Annotated in this window: 18 protein-coding genes and 1 pseudogene; 8 read left to right on the forward strand and 11 right to left on the reverse strand. The window is 67.0% G+C overall.

The window, feature by feature from the left end; translation table 11 throughout:
• Nucleotides 1–1,006: 1,006 nt before the first annotated feature.
• The 4 genes from ACIRD8_RS35930 to ACIRD8_RS35945 form a co-directional block, all read right to left on the reverse strand.
• Nucleotides 1,007–1,513: a lactococcin 972 family bacteriocin gene (locus ACIRD8_RS35930; RefSeq protein WP_404001408.1), complete on the reverse strand. Its 507-nt coding sequence runs from the start codon at nucleotides 1,511–1,513 to the stop codon at nucleotides 1,007–1,009.
• A 216-nt stretch (nucleotides 1,514–1,729) separates the two neighbouring features.
• On the reverse strand, nucleotides 1,730–2,524 hold the full coding sequence (locus ACIRD8_RS35935) for a hypothetical protein (protein ID WP_404001411.1): 795 nt from the start codon (nucleotides 2,522–2,524) through the stop codon (nucleotides 1,730–1,732).
• A gap of 32 nt (nucleotides 2,525–2,556) precedes the next feature.
• Nucleotides 2,557–2,706, reverse strand: a complete 150-nt coding sequence (locus tag ACIRD8_RS35940; protein ID WP_404001547.1) for a hypothetical protein — start codon at nucleotides 2,704–2,706, stop codon at nucleotides 2,557–2,559.
• 5 nt (nucleotides 2,707–2,711) lie between these two features.
• Complete coding sequence (locus ACIRD8_RS35945) at nucleotides 2,712–3,794, reverse strand: SGNH/GDSL hydrolase family protein (RefSeq protein WP_404001414.1); 1,083 nt, start codon at nucleotides 3,792–3,794, stop codon at nucleotides 2,712–2,714.
• Between the two features lie 254 nt (nucleotides 3,795–4,048).
• On the opposite strand from ACIRD8_RS35945, the gene ACIRD8_RS35950 reads away from it, so the two are divergent.
• The 5 genes from ACIRD8_RS35950 (at nucleotide 4,049) to ACIRD8_RS35970 (ending at nucleotide 8,338) form a co-directional block, all read left to right on the forward strand.
• On the forward strand, nucleotides 4,049–4,474 hold the full coding sequence (locus tag ACIRD8_RS35950; RefSeq protein WP_404001417.1) for a hypothetical protein: 426 nt from the start codon (nucleotides 4,049–4,051) through the stop codon (nucleotides 4,472–4,474).
• A gap of 76 nt (nucleotides 4,475–4,550) precedes the next feature.
• Nucleotides 4,551–5,207, forward strand: coding sequence for a TetR/AcrR family transcriptional regulator (locus ACIRD8_RS35955; protein WP_404001420.1), 657 nt, complete (start codon nucleotides 4,551–4,553; stop codon nucleotides 5,205–5,207).
• Complete coding sequence (locus ACIRD8_RS35960; RefSeq protein WP_404001422.1) at nucleotides 5,204–6,718, forward strand: MFS transporter; 1,515 nt, start codon at nucleotides 5,204–5,206, stop codon at nucleotides 6,716–6,718. The genes ACIRD8_RS35955 and ACIRD8_RS35960 overlap by 4 nt, the downstream gene beginning before the upstream one ends.
• Before the next feature lie 201 nt (nucleotides 6,719–6,919).
• The gene (locus ACIRD8_RS35965) at nucleotides 6,920–7,492 is read left to right on the forward strand and encodes a HutD family protein (protein ID WP_404001425.1); all 573 of its coding nucleotides are present in this window, start codon (nucleotides 6,920–6,922) and stop codon (nucleotides 7,490–7,492) included.
• Between the two features lie 243 nt (nucleotides 7,493–7,735).
• Complete coding sequence (locus tag ACIRD8_RS35970) at nucleotides 7,736–8,338, forward strand: hypothetical protein (protein WP_404001428.1); 603 nt, start codon at nucleotides 7,736–7,738, stop codon at nucleotides 8,336–8,338.
• A 192-nt stretch (nucleotides 8,339–8,530) separates the two neighbouring features.
• On the opposite strand, the pseudogene ACIRD8_RS35975 reads toward ACIRD8_RS35970, so the two are convergent.
• The 3 genes and pseudogenes from ACIRD8_RS35975 to ACIRD8_RS35985 form a co-directional block, all read right to left on the reverse strand.
• A pseudogene (locus ACIRD8_RS35975) lies at nucleotides 8,531–8,674 on the reverse strand (ATP-binding protein); the annotation flags it as partial.
• A 179-nt stretch (nucleotides 8,675–8,853) separates the two neighbouring features.
• Nucleotides 8,854–9,456, reverse strand: a complete 603-nt coding sequence (locus ACIRD8_RS35980; RefSeq protein WP_404001431.1) for a DUF6000 family protein — start codon at nucleotides 9,454–9,456, stop codon at nucleotides 8,854–8,856.
• 262 nt (nucleotides 9,457–9,718) lie between these two features.
• Nucleotides 9,719–10,177, reverse strand: a complete 459-nt coding sequence (locus ACIRD8_RS35985; protein WP_404001433.1) for a winged helix-turn-helix transcriptional regulator — start codon at nucleotides 10,175–10,177, stop codon at nucleotides 9,719–9,721.
• A gap of 109 nt (nucleotides 10,178–10,286) precedes the next feature.
• Between ACIRD8_RS35985 and ACIRD8_RS35990 the strand changes: the two genes are divergently transcribed.
• Nucleotides 10,287–11,480: an MFS transporter gene (locus tag ACIRD8_RS35990; protein WP_404001436.1), complete on the forward strand. Its 1,194-nt coding sequence runs from the start codon at nucleotides 10,287–10,289 to the stop codon at nucleotides 11,478–11,480.
• Nucleotides 11,481–11,611: 131 nt separating this feature from the next.
• Here the strand turns inward: ACIRD8_RS35990 and ACIRD8_RS35995 are convergent, their stop codons facing one another.
• The 3 genes from ACIRD8_RS35995 to ACIRD8_RS36005 all read right to left on the reverse strand — a co-directional run bounded on the left by ACIRD8_RS35995 (nucleotide 11,612) and on the right by ACIRD8_RS36005 (nucleotide 13,892).
• The gene (locus ACIRD8_RS35995) at nucleotides 11,612–11,821 is read right to left on the reverse strand and encodes a hypothetical protein (RefSeq protein ID WP_404001439.1); all 210 of its coding nucleotides are present in this window, start codon (nucleotides 11,819–11,821) and stop codon (nucleotides 11,612–11,614) included.
• Between the two features lie 11 nt (nucleotides 11,822–11,832).
• The gene (locus ACIRD8_RS36000; RefSeq protein ID WP_404001442.1) at nucleotides 11,833–12,978 is read right to left on the reverse strand and encodes a carboxylesterase family protein; all 1,146 of its coding nucleotides are present in this window, start codon (nucleotides 12,976–12,978) and stop codon (nucleotides 11,833–11,835) included.
• Between the two features lie 80 nt (nucleotides 12,979–13,058).
• The gene (locus ACIRD8_RS36005; RefSeq protein ID WP_404001445.1) at nucleotides 13,059–13,892 is read right to left on the reverse strand and encodes an SDR family oxidoreductase; all 834 of its coding nucleotides are present in this window, start codon (nucleotides 13,890–13,892) and stop codon (nucleotides 13,059–13,061) included.
• Between the two features lie 102 nt (nucleotides 13,893–13,994).
• On the opposite strand from ACIRD8_RS36005, the gene ACIRD8_RS36010 reads away from it, so the two are divergent.
• A complete protein-coding gene (locus ACIRD8_RS36010) occupies nucleotides 13,995–14,810 on the forward strand; it encodes a helix-turn-helix domain-containing protein (protein ID WP_404001448.1) in 816 nt (271 codons plus the stop codon).
• A 37-nt stretch (nucleotides 14,811–14,847) separates the two neighbouring features.
• On the opposite strand, the gene ACIRD8_RS36015 is transcribed toward ACIRD8_RS36010, so the two are convergent.
• A complete protein-coding gene (locus ACIRD8_RS36015; RefSeq protein WP_404001451.1) occupies nucleotides 14,848–15,450 on the reverse strand; it encodes a hypothetical protein in 603 nt (200 codons plus the stop codon).
• 234 nt (nucleotides 15,451–15,684) lie between these two features.
• On the opposite strand from ACIRD8_RS36015, the gene ACIRD8_RS36020 reads away from it, so the two are divergent.
• A complete protein-coding gene (locus tag ACIRD8_RS36020; protein ID WP_404001454.1) occupies nucleotides 15,685–17,223 on the forward strand; it encodes an oxidoreductase in 1,539 nt (512 codons plus the stop codon).
• The last annotated feature ends 65 nt before the right edge of the window (nucleotides 17,224–17,288 follow it).

A 17,288-nucleotide genomic window follows, 5' to 3' on the forward strand; every position in this document is an offset into this window, starting at 1 on the left:
GCCCTGCCTTCATGCACCTACCGCCGGAAGATCACCCCAGCGGGAAACCCGTTCGACTCACACGTTCCATCATCGGTTGAGATACGGCTTCTGAGATCAGGTGGCATCAACGGCAGCGAGAACAGACATCAACTAACGAACCGCCCTCTCAGGGTCCCCTTATCGCACAACGGACATCACGCCACGTCACTCACGAGACCGGCGAACCGGTCCATTCCCAATCGCGCAATGCCCCTGACTGGCCATGTGCTCGTCCGGAACCGAGGAACGACTCTGTCGTTCGTGCCACCAGCTCCAGATTGTGTGACCTACGAGGGTCAAGGCGGCAACGCACGCAGTGAACCGAATTACATTCCACGTGATTATGACCAGCGGGCCTTGGCCGTTCGCCTCTCCGGTCAGTCGCATGGAGGTTTCGAAAAAGGCTACAAGTGGAATAAGTAGCCTGAAGAAGAGGCCGCCGATGCCAGGTACTCGCGCAAAATTCCCCACGAGTCCCACGGGGGCGCCAAAAACGAAAGCTGCTATTCCCCACAAAAAAATCTTAGAGGATGCGTTCCCTGAGGCGCCAGAATCTAGTCCGGGCGGAGCTGCGGGGCTCACGTCCTTGAATAGATAGTATGTAACTACACCTATGGCCAACCCGAAAGAGGACAGCAATACTGACTCAATCTTGGATCGGCGAAAGTAGCCCACCATGAATGCGTAACAGGCCCATGGCCATCCAGCAGAAAAAATGAGACTCAGAGTGGCGCAGGCGGGGTTATCCCATTTTCCTGTAACAGGGCCCGCTAGGCCGAGTAGTGATCCCGCTCCCAGGTAGGTGGCGACTGGTGCGACGCGGACGCACAGAAAGCCTATGATTTCTCTTCCCCATTCTTACCAAGTTAAAGTTGGAGGTTGTGCCACTCCGGGGCTGCGCGGGCGACCGAACAGTCCCAGACTGGCGCACGAACCTACCCTACTTTTCGGGGAGTCGCGCCGCCCGATGGGGCGGAATCAGAGTTTAAGCGATGCTGTAGTAGGTGTAGCAGGTGTAGGCCGCACCGGCCTCGAGCCAGGCTTGGGCGACGTTGCCAGGAGAAGCCCCAGAGGCCTTCGTGACATTATTGATCTTCACTGTGGCCCTGTGAGACTTCGTTTCATGCAGGTAATTTGAGTAGCAGTGCTTGCCCTTTGAAACGGAGTACCAGCCGTAGCACCACTTGCCGCCGCTGGGCGGGTTAGTGCAAGCCTCCACCATTGGCTTGACGGTGCCCGGTGAATCGTTCATCTCGATCGCCACTACACCCCATTCGGAGGGGTCGCCCAGCTCTGCGGGCGGCTCCGATCCGTCGCCACGCGTGTGGGTGGTGATTTGACCGACCTTTGCGCCATCCTGGGTGATGATGGCGCCGTCCGCGGTCACGGTCGCGCTCTGAGGGCTTTGTGCGACGGCCGGCGCGGCAAGGCCGAATGCTGCGAGTGCCACGGTCGCGAAGCCGAGGGCTATCGATCTGCCGAATTTCTTCATTGGAATCCTCCTCCGTAACTCCCAGTGTGGGAGTTCCGTGAAGATCCTCGGTGAAGGGGGGATGGCGGTCAACGGCACTACAGAAGTTGACTGAAAACCCCTGCTCGGTTTATCGTACGTCTTCGTGCGCACTGCCCCATTTCGTGCCCGACTTTCACGGCATTGAAGTCATCTCCTTCCTTCGGTAGGTGCTGTATGGGATGGCGTGATTCGTTCTTAGGACCCAGGCAGGTTGATGAAGTGCCCCTTGGCGGAGTCCCCGCGCATGGCGCGCGCCAGCTCGGAGACGTGCTCTGCCTGGTCGGCAGAGAGGCGCCGCGTCTCCCACAGCAGAACCGCGGCGTCCATCGCATCCGAGGCCGGAGGCGGCGGCTCCTCACGCAGATGGATGCCCGTGAGCGCGGCCAGTTCTCGGGCGTTGACCCCCAGCAGGGCTGCGAAATCCGTCACCAGGCGGGGCGTCAACTCCTTGCGACCGTCGCCGATCACGCCGTAGGTGGCCGCCGACAGGTATGTGGGCGTCACGACCGCCAGGAGCTTCGCTATGCCCATCCGGCTCAGATTGCGGTAGTGGAGCATGCGGATGACCCGACCGCCCGGGCCGGCATGGGACGCGAGCCGCTTCGCGCCGAAGACGGAAGGCCGTTCCTCCTGCGGCAGTGAGCGGATGAGCCGCAGGAGCTCACGCCGCTCGGCAGAGGAAAGGTGCACCGCGTCCATCACGATGTCCGGTACCCACCGCTCGGCCGCGGCGTCCGACGGCGCCATGTCGTCCGGGACCGCGAGCCCCGCGAGGATGAACAGATCGACGGCGTGGAACCCCACGGCGGGCGCGATCCGCCGGAGCAGCCCCTCGCCAGGGGCTTCCCCCGCGAGCACCGCTTGAACCTCGTTCGCCGTCAGTCCGGCACGATCGGCCAGCTCCTGGACACTGAGCTCTCTGCGGTCCAGCAACCACGCCAGCATCACGCCGAAACCGGGGTGCTCCGTTATGCCCGCAGCCTCACTCATCCGGTGATTGAACAGGTACGGAACCGAAGGGATCAAGGCGTCATCGCATCCGAGATCGTAAGTCTTCCGGCGCCGTGGTGGGCACGGACCTGGGGCGGCGTCGTACGCACCATGGCGACCAGCAGCGCGCCGCACGCCTCCAGCACCTGCACCAGTCCCTGGCCCGGCCCGCGGGTGGTCATGTCCCTCACCATCCCGTCCGCAGGCTGCTGAGGAACGGGGCAAGCCGGTCAGCGATCACCCGGTCGTCGTGAGCCGAGGTGTGCCCGTCACATCCGAGGAAGTCCAGGCCCGACTGTTCGAGGAACCAGTAGTGGACCCCGCTGTCGCCGGCGTCGTTGCGCGCCTCGACCACCTGCCGCACATGCTCGGTGTTCCTGTCGAAGCCGACGGCCACGAGGGTGGTGCCGGCACCGTAGCGCGTCCGCAGTTCCCGGAGGAACTCGCCGTAGGCCGTGCAGTAGGCGGCCGCGAGGCTGTCCGGCGTCCACGGTTCACCAGGGGTGAGGTCGGAGAAGTCGTTGGAGCCGAGGTTGACCACCACGATCTGGGGGCGCCACGTCCCCGGGTTCTGCCAGACGTCGCCGTCCACGTTCAGCAGGGCGCGGTCGTAGTAGGTCCGGTACGTGACGTCCGGGACGATGCCGGCGACGTTACGCACCATGCCGAGGCCGGAGAAGCCATTGATCTGGTAGTCGGCGTCCAGCTGCTGGGCGGTGAGGGCGCCGTGGCTCACGTCGGTGTTGGTGTTCCGCTTGAGCCGCTCCGGATTGCAGTCGCGGGTGCCCGAGACATTGCCGTAGCCCACCGTGAGGGAGTCCCCGATGAACTCGATCTGGCGGTTCCGGGGCGCCGGCTTACTCAGTACGGCGCCCCCGGGCGCGGCGACGAAGCCTCCGAACGTGCTGGTGTCCCCCGGGGTGTCGTTGCGTTTGACGACCCGGACCGTGTGCTCGCCGTCCCGCAGGCCGTTGACCCAGTGTGTGGTGTCGCCGGGTGTGACCAGGGTGGCGACGGTGACCCCGTCGACCTGGACGTCGTAGTCGGCCGCCGCGCAGTCGAGTACCACCCCGAGGCCGGTCCCGCGGAAGCGGCCCTCGAAGTACACCCCGGGCCAGCTGAACTGCACCGTCCTCCCCAGGTCCTTGATCCGCCCTGCGGTGTGCACCTGCTCCGAGACGCTCTTCGACGCCGGCAGGGTCGTCACCCCGGCAAGCGCCGCCGGGCGCCTCTCGCGCCCCGGGTTCGCGTTCCTGTCTCTGAAAGTCATCTGCGTGCCATCTCTCCGGCCCGGTGGCGCATCGGTGGGTCACGGCCGAACGTCCGACATTCCGCCTCTGAATGTCAACCGATTTGGAGGGATGAAATAGGTCAACAGGACCCAGATCTATGCGACTTGATGAACCATCCGCCGTTCTCGACCTCGGCCTCGGCCTCGACAGAACGCAATCCGCTGCATCGATGACCCAGCACCGTCCCTGAAATCATGGTCACCACGGAGCCGAACTGCCTACGCTCCCACCCATGCGAACCGTCTTCGTGTTTCCCACAGGTGAGCGGGCCAGGACCGTCGCCTTGCTCGACCGGCATCTGCCCGAGCAGCGCGATCCGTGGACTCTGGACGGCAACCTCTACATCGACATCGACGATGAGCAGACCGGCTGCCTCTTCTCCGACTGGGATCCCGAGGATGTGGCGATCCTCGAAGCGGCCATCGGGCATCACCCCACGTGGTCGGTGCAGATCGACATCTCCGGGCGGATCGACGGCACCGCGGAGGTCCACCGGATGATCGCTCTGCTGCTCGAACATGGAGGCGTCGCCACGGACGACTACACCACCCACCCATGGACCCTGCCGGAAGTCCTGTCCGGAGCGGTGATCGACGGCCTGCGCTTCTTCGACTTCCGCCGCTACCACGAGCTCAACCGCGAACACGGGCGCTCCTGACTCGATCACCGCGCTCGACCGCAGGATCCCCCCGAGTCCGTAGACAGTGTCTAAAAGAGCATGGTAGACACTGTCTATGGAGCGCGAGAATTCTCTCAGGGAACGATTGATCGACGCCGGGGTGGACCTCGTGATGACCCAGGGGACCGCTTCGCTGGGGCTGCGTGAGATCGCCCGCCGGGCGGGAGTATCGCACGGGGCTCCGCGTCGGTACTTCCCCACTCATCACACCCTGCTCTCTGCGATCGCCCATCGCGGTTTCGCGGACCTCGAAGCGCGGATCGCTGCCGCGACCGACGGCACGACGTCGCCGCGCGGTCAGTTGCAGGCGATCGGGCGGGCGCACGTCGGGTACGCGCTGGAGCACCGCGGCATGTTCGAGCTGATGTTCCGGCACGACCTGCTCGACAGCGAGAAACACGCATCGGACCAGCCACAGCTCCGGGATTCGACCCTGCCGTTGTTCGAGCTCATCGTCGGGCTCATCGTCCGGCATCGGAGGGAGCAGGCTGCCGCGCACCGGCCCGGCGAGCCGAGCACTCCCCCGGCGCCGCCGGCCGTGACGGCCGCCGCCCTCTGGTCGAACCTTCACGGCCTCGCCCAACTGTGGGCCTGGGGAAGCCTCCAGCTCGCCCTCAATGTCCCAGCACCGGGCGGAACACCTGATGCCAGCCATCTCGACCAGCTCGTCACAGCGGTCCTGGACGCTCATCTCGGCCCGGTGGAGTCGTGACCGCAACTTTACGGCGGCGCCTCGCCCTCCTGGTCAGCGTTGCCGGAGCGGTGATCGTCGCGCTGGACGGCACGGTCCTCCTCGTGGCGCAGCCCAGCCTGCAACGCGACCTCGGCGCGAGCATGACGCAGGTTCAGTGGACAAGTACCGCCTACCTCCTCGCGGTGGCCGCGCTTCTCGTCATCGCCGGGCGCCTGGGTGACCGGTACGGACACCCCCGGATGTTGTTCGTCGGCGTGCTCGGCTTCGGGGCCGCCTCGGCCGGCATCGCGCTCGCTCCCGGCGTCGGCTGGGTGATCGCCCTGCGCGCCGCACAGGGCGTGTTCGGTGCGCTCCTCCAGCCGACGACACTCGCACTGCTGAGGCTGGCGTACCCGGCGGACCGGCTCGGCACGCCGGTAGCCATCCGTACCAGCGCGATCGGTGTGGCCGCGGCAGCCGGTCCGGTGCTCGGGGGTGTTCTCGTCGCGCACCTGGGCTGGCGTGCCGTGTTCTGGATCAACGTCCCCGTCGCGCTCGCGATCGCCGTAATCAGCCTCGCCGTAAGAGCACCGGCGCCCTCCCGTACGAGGTCTCAGCGACTCGACCTCACCGGCACGGCGTTGCTCGCCACCGCCCTCGCGGTCCTGGTCCACACCCTGACCGGCGTACCGGCGCACGGGTGGACCTCCGCACCGACATGGCTCGGCCTCACCGCCTTCACAGGTGTCGCGGCGGCGTTCGTCGGGCACGAACTCCGCACCGCGCACCCGATCGTGCCGCCGGCAGTGGCGCGATCCGTACCCGTGACGGCATCGGTGGCGATCCTGCTGTTCACCAGCGGCGGTATGTTCGGCGCGCTGTTCGTGGCCACGTTCTTCTTCCAGGACGTGCTCGGGCTCGACCCGCTCGCCAGTGGTCTGAGGGCGCTCCCGCTGACCGCGCTCATGGTCCTCGGTGCGCCTGTCGCTGGCGCCGCGCTGCGCCGGTACAGCCCACGGCGCACCGCGATCTTCGGTACGGTCCTCGTCGTCCTTGGCATAGGGGGTCTGTCCCAGCTCGGCCCGGCAGGCACGTGGGCTGTCACCGGCGTGGCCTTCGCCGTCCTCGGCGCGGGATTCGCCACCGTCATGGTCACTGCCACCGCAACCGTCGTGGGTGAGGCTCCGCCCGGATACGCCGGGGTCATCGGTGGGCTCAAGCAGACCGCCATGAACGTCGGCCCGTCCCTCGGAATCGCCGTAGCCGCCGGCATGATGATGCTGAGACCTTCGGCCGCCGGGACCCCAACTACGGGCGTGACCCAGGCAATGTCGGCATCGGCGACGGGCCCCACCCTGATGGTCCTCGCGGGACTCGCAGCCCTCGCCCTGCTGCCGGCATCGCTGCTGCCGACACGGCCGGCCCACCGCGCGAGACGTGACATGGCCGTCCTGGACGATCACGACATGCAGAGCGGCAGCCGACATGGCCGGCGGCACCAACGTCTTCGACTCCGCCGCCTGCCGCTGCCGCGACGAACTGACCTTTGACCTGCGGCCTCGAGTTGGCGGAGTCTCAGCGAGATACACGGATGAGAAACTGGGAGAAGCTACCGGGTCGTCACCGAGGCCGCACTGGTCGCACCGCTCGCGGATGCGCGCCGGTGCACCCGAGCACGGCGCCTTCTCCCCGGGCCGACCGGGGCCCGGGCAAAGACGTGTTTCCAGCAGTTCCGAGCCGAAGGACATCGCATGACACCTCAGATCCTGCGCGCTGAGGACCGGGCGCCCACACCGTGGAAGAACGGTGGCGGCATGACGACGGAGGTCACGACCCACCCGCCGGGCGCAGGGAACGAGGACTTCGAGTGGCGGGTCAGCGTCGCCGACGTGGCGCGTGACGGGTCGTTCTCCTCGTTCCCGGGGGTCGACCGGATCATCACCGTCGTGGACGGGCCGGGCATGACCCTGACCCTCGACGGCACCAAGCCCACGATGGGCGAGCCGTTCGAACCCTTCGCCTTCTCGGGCGAAGCGGTCACGGAGTGCCAGCTGATGGGCGAGCCGGTGGTCGCCTTCAACGTGATGGTGCGGCGCGCTCACACGGCGGCGCGCGTCGGCATGTTCCGCTCCGGCACAACGGTCCGCCCAGCTCCCGGTTCGCAGGTGCTGGCGGTCGTCCTCTCTGGATCGGCCGTACTGCGGCGGGACTCGGTCCGGCTCGACCGGTTCGACGCGGTCCTGCTGTCGGACGAGGACGCCGAGGGCTTCGACGTTGCGGGGGTCCTGGCGATCGTGCACCTCACGGCGGTGCCCGGTCGCTGACCGGGCACCGGTCATGACCCAAGCCGCGGCCGCCAGGCCGCGGCTTCTGTGGCTCCGCGCGGCTCGGCGGCCTGTCAGTTGGTGATCGCTGGGCCTCGGAATGTTCACGAGAGACAGCGTCAGCGCATGGACCAGCGCGGCCTGAACCGCTAGCTCGGGTGTCAGGGGACATGTTGGCGCCCCGGAGAGACGTTCGCCTCCTGCCGCCTAACCGCTATCGTACGGATGCCCGATCATGGAGCGATGCGCGAGACGTCACCCTGGCAGGGCCTGGGTCTGGATGCGCTGTCGGCCCTTTGGGAACAGCGATGGCCCGCTCTGCCAGAGGGTCGTCAGATGCGGCATGTCCACCCCGATCGGTGGGTGCGCTTCCACAGCCTCCCCGGGTCAAAGCGGTACCCCGAAAGCGACGGCGAGTACGCAGTCATGCTTGATCGTCATCACACCGTGTTGAACGAGTTGGGACCGAACGACACCGAGCTGTATGTGGTCACCCGGGAATGGAACGAAGATACCGAACCCATCGCGCGCATTCCTCAACTGCGGCAGGTCGACCCGGATGCCAGGCACTGGGGTAGCCATGTCCACGACGATGAATTTCCGAATGACATCATCTACGAGCACGAATACGTCAGCGTCCGCCCCCGTACCAGGCAGGTGCTGGACCCTCTACTGAGGCTGGTCGCCGATGAGGTGATCGCGGGAGTCACGCTGGCACCGCTTGACCTTCGCTGGCTGTACCACCCGTATGACGGAGGTGGAGACGTAAACGCCCCCAGCGCCAGCGTCACCGCCCTCAGGGCAGCACATCCCGACTGGCTCTCCACCCACCCGAGCGGCATGTAAGGCTGCCTTTTCGGCGTAGGGCAAGAGCGGACACCGAGGCAGGTGAGGCGATCACTTCCCCCCGCGCCAAGCTCGAAGCCATCAGGGCCGCTTGGCGGGCCGATCAACCGTCCGAGACGGCTTGAGAACAGCCGAACCTGTCGAATTTCGGCGCCACCTGTCACAGGTTCCCCGGAACATGTGCGCTTTGCCGAACGACTCGTTGGAGGCGATGGCGACGCTGTTCTTCTCCTCGCGTTCGGTCAGGACCTGGAAGAGGAGTTCGGCGCCGCGGCGGTCGAGCTCCGTGTAGCGGAGTTCGTCGATGCAGAGCAGGTCGACACGTCCGAAGCGGGCGTCCAACGCGGTCGGCCTCGGCGGCAGCTGCTTCCGCGGCTCCGGCCAGACCGAGTCCACGGCCTTGCGGACCGTCCGCCACGACACGTTGTACGTGCGCTCGATCTCCCGGATCTCCATGCCGTCGCCGCGTCAAGGACGACAAGCCGGAGTCCTCGACGCGAACAAGACCGATGGGGTCAGGTGTCGGCGCATCTGTCGATGACGGTGCAGGCGAGGCGGATGCCGCCCAGGTAGGTGGAGATGCCGTCCTCGCCATGCATGTGGGGCGCGTCCTGGAACCACTGCCGCCACAGGCCGCCCTCCTGCAGGAAACGGCTGGCCCGGTCGCTGTGCAGGACGGAGTCGGCGTACGCCAGGGCGCCCATGGCTGTCGGCTGGTCGTAGGCGAGGTCGGGCCGATGCAGGTAGTGATCCAGGTAAGCGGCGAGCAGGTCGGCGTCCCGCGCGGTGCCGAAACTCGCCAACGCAACGCAGTAGGCCCCACCCGCGCAGCAGACCTCGCTCTCCAGCAGCAGCGCTCCCAGACGCTCGCGGAAGTGGTCACGCCGCGAGACGGCGGCGAGCCATGCCGCGGTGCGCCGCTCGCGCCAGCTGCCCTCGAAGAGGATGGTGAGCTCGGCGTCGGTAACAGCCCTCGAATCAGCGGCCAGGGCTTGAACGAATGGCTCGTACTCCTCGCGCGACATGCGAAGTACCGCTCCGCCAAGCTTCAGGTAGCGGCGCGCAGGGAGGCAATAGCGGCGGTACAGGGCCTGTATCTCGGGGTCGTAGCGGATCACCACCCCATCCTCTCGCGACGAGCACGCAGCTGAGGGCGCGCGGCGGAGTAAGCCTGCCGTGGCCCTGAGACGGGAGGGGCGCCAACTGGGCCCCAGGTCGGGGAGCAGGGTTTCGACATGACGCAGCGTCACTGCTCCACAGAAGATGAGCCAGGGCCACAACCCGTGAATAAAGCCAATACCCACCGTCCCGCGGTTGCCCCGACGCTGATGGCCGACCATGCCACCGACCGCCGGGAGTGTCAGGCGGCTTCCCTCCCGGTCAGTGCTCGTGCAGCACAGAGGTCGTATCTACGTCCACGGGCCTGCCTTGCGCGTCGGTGGGGCGCAGCTCCGGGATCGGGAGACCGCTCCCGTCCACGAGAACTGAGTGCGTTTCAGCCGACGCGAAGGCGTGCCGTTCGCCCCACTGACGCGTAGCCACGATGACGGCGAAGAGGTCTCGGCCCGCATCCGTGAGGACGTAGTTCTGTCGTCGCCCTGTCGGGGCGGTCTGCCGCTCGAGGATTCCTCGTTCGATCAGGCGTCGCAGGCGGTCGGTGAGGATGTTTCGCGCGATTCCGGTGCGGTGCTGGAAGTCGGTGAACGCTCGCGCACCGTCCATCGCGTCGCGAACGATCAGCAGGCTCCAGCGATCCCCGACCAGGTCGAGCGTACGTGCGACGGGGCAGGCGGGATCGGTCCAGGACATCCCCTCGGCACGGGGCTCGGTGCGAGCCATCACTCCTCCTCAAGAGTTGCGGATCGAAACCATTCTGCCGTACCTTCATTTTGGTTGCAATTTGCTACTCATCGGGGGTGCGTCAGTGAGTCTCACGTCTGGCCGGAGGATGCTGTTCGCCGTGATCTGCGCGGTCGCAGTCGCGACGATCTATGTGGCGCAGCCCGTACTGGCCCAGATCGGCGGTGACCTGGGCCTGCCGCAAGCCGACTTGGGATGGATCGTCACCACGGGGCAGCTCGGCTATCTGATCGGCCTGGCCCTTCTTGTCCCTCTGGGGGACATGTTCGACCGCCGCAAGCTCATTGCCGGGCATCTTCTCCTCGCTGCGGCCGGCATGGCTCTGGCCGCAGTCGCTGCCCAGCTATGGCTCCTGCTTGCCGGGCTGGCCCTCGCCGGCCTGTTCGCGGTCGTCGTTCAGACCACGGTCGCCTTCGCCGCCGACCTGTCCACGGCAGCGGAACGCGGCCGCACACTCGGAGCCGTGACCTCCGGTGTCATCATCGGCATTCTCGGAGCGCGCGTGCTCGCCGGCAGTCTCGCCGCCCTCTGGGGATGGCGAAGCGTCTACGTGGCGATCGCCGTGCTCCTCATCGCGCTCACCTGCTTGGTGATGAGGCTCCTGCCGCCCGACCCGCGCGACGTCCGGACCACGTACGGCGCGGTGCTGATCTCGCTGGGTCGCATGTTCCGTGAGCGCCTGTTCGTCTCGCGTGGACTGATTGCGTTCTTCCTGTTCGCTTCCTTCGGCACGCTGTGGAGCGGCCTGGCCCTGCCGCTCGCAGCCGGGCCATGGCATCTGAGCCCCGCCCAGATCGGTTTCTTCGGGATCGCCGGGCTCGCCGGGGCGTTGGGCGCCTCCCGAGCCGGCAAGAGGGCCGACGCCGGCCGCGCCGACGCCGTCACAGGCGGCGCACTTGCCCTCCTGGCCGCTTCATGGCTGGCGACCGGACAAGCGTCCTGGTCGCTATGGCCGGTCGTCGTCGGCGTTGTCGTCCTCGACTTCGCGGTGCAAGCAGTACACGTCAACAATCAGCACCTGCTCACGGCCGCATACTCACACCGGACGAGCAGCGCCATCGGCGGCTACATGCTCTTCTACTCCCTCGGCTCCGCCGTCGGAGCAACCGGCACCACCGCGGTGTACTCCGCCGCAGGGTGGGCTGGATCCAGCCTTCTCGGCGCGGCCTTCGCCCTCTGCGCACTCCTTGTCTGGGCCGTCAACCGACACGCAGCCGCTGACGCGCGACGAGACATGCTCGTGCAACTGCCTCGTCCTGTCCCGCGCAGTCCCGGCCCATAGGGAAGGCGGATCGATTAGATCCCCGAGCGCCATCCGCTCGGCAGGGCTCAACATGCGCAGCACAACGGACCGCGGTCCTCCCGCAGGAAGCGATGCCTTGGAGTGCGCTTCGTCCACTGCTCATCCCGGAGTCAGAGACTCAGGTCGATCTCGTCCCAGCTGGCGCGGCGCTCACCGTCGGGGTCTTCGGCGACGGTGGTCCTGGTGTCGAACACCATCGTGGGGCGAGTGTCCGGATCGTGCGTCGGCCAGACAGGGATGACGCCGGTGGCGGAGGGGTCGCCAGTGGTCGCGAAGGAGAGCCAGGAGCCGTGCATGGCTGTGAGCAGGTCCTGGGGCATGTCGTCGCCGATCAGCGTCCTGGCGATTGGCAGGGAGAAGTCGTCGAATACGAACGGGCCTTCGATGCCGTGACCTGCGGTGAGATCGCGGAACCCGCTTCCTGGCTCCGTTCGTAGACGTCAAGGATGGCCTGCTGCACTGCCGGGTCGGCGTCCCAGCCGCCGGGAGACATGCCTGTTTCAGCGGCACCCATTTCCTCCATCAGTGCGTACAGGGTGCACTCGTCGCGGTTGGTTCCGATCACCAGGTCGACGCCCGCCCCGACGCCGTCGGTGATGGCCTGATACGGGGACTGCGGAAGCAGGTCGCCGCCGGTGAGCGGGACGAACGGGATCATCCGTCCGCACTCGGGGTGTTCGCCGCGCTGCTTCTCGACCATGAACTCGGCCTGCGCCTGCAGGATGCCCGCCGGGTCGACGGTGTGCAGGTCACGGGCGGGTACGCCGAGTTTGTCGAGCATCGCCTCGGCGATCGCTTCGGCGTAGCGGGCGGGGAAGCCGAACAGCGGTGCCGCTGCGGCGCTCTGGACGACGGCCTGCTGAAACAGTCCCTGTGCGGAGGGGCAGCCGAGGAGTTCGCCGACGAATGTGCCTCCCGCCGAGGAGCCGAAGATGGTGATGTTGTCCGGGTCGCCGCCGAAGGCCGCGATGTTCTCGCGGGTCCATCGCAGGGCGGCGATCTGGTCGGCCACTCCGTAGGCTCCCGATCCTGCGGCGTAGGCGTCGTCCAGGTGACCGGCGTGGAGGAATCCGAAAGCGCCGAGCCGGTAGTTGCAGCTGACGAGCACTGCTCCGTCGCGGGCGAAGGTGTTCCCTTCCGAGCCGGAGCCGGCGTTCGAGCCCATCAGGAAGCCGCCGCCGTGGATCCAGAACATCACCGGCAGGCCGGTCGCGCCCTCTGGCGCCCACACGTTGACCGACAGGAAGTCCTCACCGGTGCTCAGGCCCCCGAATATGGGTGAGGACGGCTGGGGACAGCCCGGGCCGTAGGCGGTGCAGTCACGTACGCCCTCCCAGGGAGCGCGCGGCACGGGCGGCTTGAACGCGTCGGCGCCGAACGGCGGTTCCGCATAGGGGATGCCCTTGAACGCGGCGATCCCGTCACGCAGCTCCCCTCTGACCGTCCCCGCTGTCGTCTCGGCGTCGATCGTGTCCATGCTGTTCGCTCCACTCGGTAGGGGGTGTCCCGCCGTGCGTCGACGGGTGCGGGTGGTAGACGGTCATGCCACCGCTGTGCTCAGGTGTCGGCGTCGGTCTCGGCCGCACTCGCCTGCTGGGGCTCGACCTGGGCGAGCCTGCCTCGCAGTGCGGCGGTGACTCCCTGGTATGAGTCGCTGCCCAGGACGAGCCTCATCGGGGCCGGCTTCTGCTCGGCGCTGTCGATGACCTTCGCCGCGACCTTCACCGGGTCGCCGGGGACCGGAATCCGGGTGTGCCGGAAGGCGCGCACCATCGCGGCCGGTGTCCCGTCGTAAGCGCTCAAGGGCTCGCTCAGCTGGAGGCTGCTGCCGCTGAAGGCGGTCCGCGCTCCCCCGGGCTCTACGAGGGTCACCTCGATGCCGAACGGTGCGACCTCCTGAGCGAGAGCCTCCGTGAAGCCCTCCACGCCCCATTTGCTCGCGTGGTACAGCGAGGCACCTGCGTGTGCGGCTAGCCCGGCGACCGAGGAAATCTGGATCACCCGGCCGCCGCCCTGGGCACGCAGGTGCGGCAGCGCCGCCCGCGCCGTCTGGATCGAGCCGAGGAGGTTGGTGGTGATCTGGTGGACGACCTGCTCGTCGGTGAACTCTTCGGCTGCTCCGAACAGGCCGTAACCCGCGTTGATCACGACGACGTCGATACGGCCGAGGTCTCCGAAGGCGGCGTCCACGACCTCGCGGACCCGCTGCAGGTCGGTGACGTCGAGGTGCCCGACCCAGAAACGGGCGCCGTACTTTTCGCGAAGATCGTCGACCGAGCCCTCCCGCCGGACCGTCCCGGCGACCCGGTCGCCGCGGGAGAGGAGCTGCTCGGCCAGCTCCCGCCCGAACCCGCTGTTGACACCAGTGATGAACCACGTCTGCATATCCATACGAATGACCTTCACAAGCGCGAAGCGCCGCTGCCAGATCCCCCGTGTTCCTGGTAGTGACAGGGACACCCGGAATCGATTGCGACCGCATAGCCTGGACGCGTGGACAACGCCCTCGGAGATTTCCTGCGTGCGCGACGCGAACAGGTCACCCCGACCGACGCGGGCCTGCCGCCCGGGCACGGGCTGCGCCGCGTCGCCGGGCTGCGCCGCGAGGAGGTCGCCATGCTGGCCGGCATCAGCGCCGAGTACTACCTGCGCCTGGAGCAGGGCCGCGACCGCAACCCCTCGGCCCAGGTGCTCGAGGCGCTCGCCCAGGTCCTTCAGCTGGATACGGAGGGCACGGCCTACCTGCTGTCCCTCGCCGCCCCGAAACCGCGCCGCGGCCTTGACCTTCCCGACAAGCGCCTACCGCCGGGACTCGACATGCTCCTGCGGACCCTCAACGTGCCCGCGTTCGTCTTCAACCAGTACAGCGATGTCCTGGCCGCCAACCGACTGGCCCGGGCACTGTCACCGGAACTGGCGCCCGGGACGAACCGGCTGCGCGCCCTCTTCACCGACGAGGCACTCCAGGAGTACCACGCCGACTGGGAGCACTACACGGCCGTCGCCGTGGCCCACCTGCGCGCCACGGTCGGCACACAGACCGACGACGAGCGCCTGCAGGCTCTGATCGGGGAGATGTCCCTGAAGAGCGACCGGTTCCGTCAACTGTGGGCGCGCCACGATGTGCGTTCCGCGGCCGAGGCCATGTTCCGGATACAGCATCCGCAGGTCGGTTCCCTGGAACTGCTGGTCGAGAAGTTCCAGGTGGTTGGGGCCAGCAGGCTGGAGATGATGCTCCTTCACGCAGAGCCCGGCACTCGCTCGGCCGATGCTCTGGCTCTGCTCGCTTCCCTCGACGCGTCTTCTTGATCTCGACTCTGCAGTGAACGTGGCTCTGGCAAGAGCCCTACTCGCCGGCTGAGTTCTCGGCCTCTGCGCGCAGGTCATGAATCGGGAAGGTCGCTGGAAAAGGACACACGTCACGCTCCTGACCGTGCAGTTCCTCCGGGAGCAACGACCAGGCGATGGCCTCATCGGGACCGCAGTACGACGGGTCCAGGTGGAACGTGGTCCGCGTACCGGAGGGCTCGGACGTGGCGAATTCCTCCCATACACCTGTCGCCGTCGTCCCGGTCAGTTCCTGGCGGTAGCCTCGGCCGCCGATCCGCACCTCGACAACCGTACGGACGCTGAGGACCGCAGCTGCCGCTGGTGCCCACCTCTCCCTGTCGAGGAGGGAACCGAAGAATCCTGGAAGAGGTCTTCCCTGCTCGTCGACGGCATGACGCTGATCATCCTCCACAGTGAAGTTCAGGTCCGATCGGATCTCCACGCTGATCTGGCCATGCGTGCCGTCGCTGTGGTGCAGCGCATCCCACACCACCCGCTGAAGAACCTCCGTCGGAAGCTCGGGGCTGTCCCTGCCGACCCGGAAGTACATCGCCGGACGCGCTCGCACGTGCTCCTCGAAGGCAAGCATCTGGATCTGATCAGCCGTATAACGCTCCACGGCCCGATCATGGCACTCACTGCTGACAATCCACACTGCCTGCCGCAGCGGCATAAGTCGCTACTCCGCGTCACCATTCACAGACGTCGGACCAGAACCACTACTGCTCGGCAAAGCCAGTGATCGCAGCACCCTTCGGCGCGCCGGCTCTTCGAACTCCTAACAGAATGGATCTCTTCCGGTCCGTGCGCTGAGGCCAGGCGGAGTGCGAAGCACGGTCGCTACGCTGCCCGAGTGATCTCATACAACGACCTGACGCTGCCCGAGCGTGCGCTGTGGGACGCGTTCCCTGAGGGGCGCCGCGTGGATCTGCGCGTCGGAACGCCGGAGGCCGACCGCGTTTCCGGAGGGATGGAGTGGGGTGCCGATCGTACGGTCCGGGCAGCCGTGATCGGGGCGCTCCTGCTGGGCGCGAATGCTGCACAGCCAGGCGCCGTCGCATGCCTCAAACTCGCCGGGGCACGGATAGCCGGGCACCTCAGCCTGGCCGGTGCGCAGATCGAACATGCCCTGTGGATCGAGGAGTGCTGGTTCGAGTCGGCGGTGGACCTGCTCGGAGCGTCAGCTCAGACCATCGTGATGACGGGCTGCAGAGTGCCGGGCATCGAAGCCGATTCAGCTCACATAGGGGGCAACCTCGACCTGCGGCGCTCCGTCGTGGAGAGCTTGACTTCCTCGCCCTTCAACAACATCAGCACTGCACTATCACTCAGTGACGCCAAGGTCGCCGGCGGCATGCTCCTGAACGGAGCGCACCTCAGAGCGCCCGGAGGATTGGCCATGGCCGCCGGTGGTCTGGTCATGGGAGGAGGTATCTACTGCAACCGGGGTTTCGTCGCGCGAGGTGAAATCCGGCTGGTCGGAGCACAGCTGCCGCGCGGCCTGTTCATGCGGGGCTCACACCTGCACGACCCGGGACCGCACGGAGTGGCGCTCGCCCTGAACAACGCCGTGGTCTCACGGCTCGACTTCTCCGACGGGTTCATCGCGAACGGGACCGTGAAGCTGAGGAGTACCCAGATCTCGGATCGCGTGGGCTTCGAAGGAGGCACCCTGAACGGGTCTCCCGACGGTAACGTACCGGCCTTGCAATGCCGGCTCATGCAGGCCGTCGATGTCGACCTCACCCTGACCCGGCCGCCGACCGGGGCGGTGGATCTGCGCGGGGCGCAGGTGTCCTACCTCTACGACAGCGAGCAGAGCTGGCCGGCCGTGGTGCAGCTGGAGGGCTTCGTCTACGGCTCCGTCAAGAAGGAGGAGTCCGGTGAGCGGCGCGACTCCGTGAACCACCGCTTGGCCTGGATTCGACGCAGCCCGGGCTACAGCCCGCAACCGTACGAGCAACTGGCGAGTTGGTACCGGACGATCGGCCACGACGACGACGCCCGCCAGGTCCTCCTGGCGAAACAGCGGCACCGGCGCCGCGCCATGCCCTGGCCGGTGCGTGGCTGGGGCCACCTGCTCGATGCGACCGTCGGGTACGGCTACCGTCCTTGGCTGGCCGGGATCTGGTTGCTCGCGCTGACCCTGCTGGGCACCCTGGCCTTCCGTACGCAGTCTCCGACGCCGGTGAAACAGGGCGAAGGCGCACCGTTCCAGCCCCTCGTCTACACCCTCGACCTCTTGATTCCCATCGGTGGTCTGGGTCAGCGCACTGCCTGGTACTGGACGGACCCCGACCCTCAATGGTTGGCCTATGCGCTGCTCGCCTCGGGGTGGGTGCTGACGACCGCCATCGTCGCGGGTGTCAGCCGCACCCTGCAGAAGAACTAGCTGGTGCTCTGACTGCATACGTTCACCGGGTTGGTGATCCCTGACGTCAGGAGCTGAGCTTCTGG

The organism is Streptomyces sp. NPDC102451 (genome assembly GCF_044765485.1).
Taxonomy (GTDB): Bacteria; Actinomycetota; Actinomycetes; order Streptomycetales; family Streptomycetaceae; genus Streptomyces.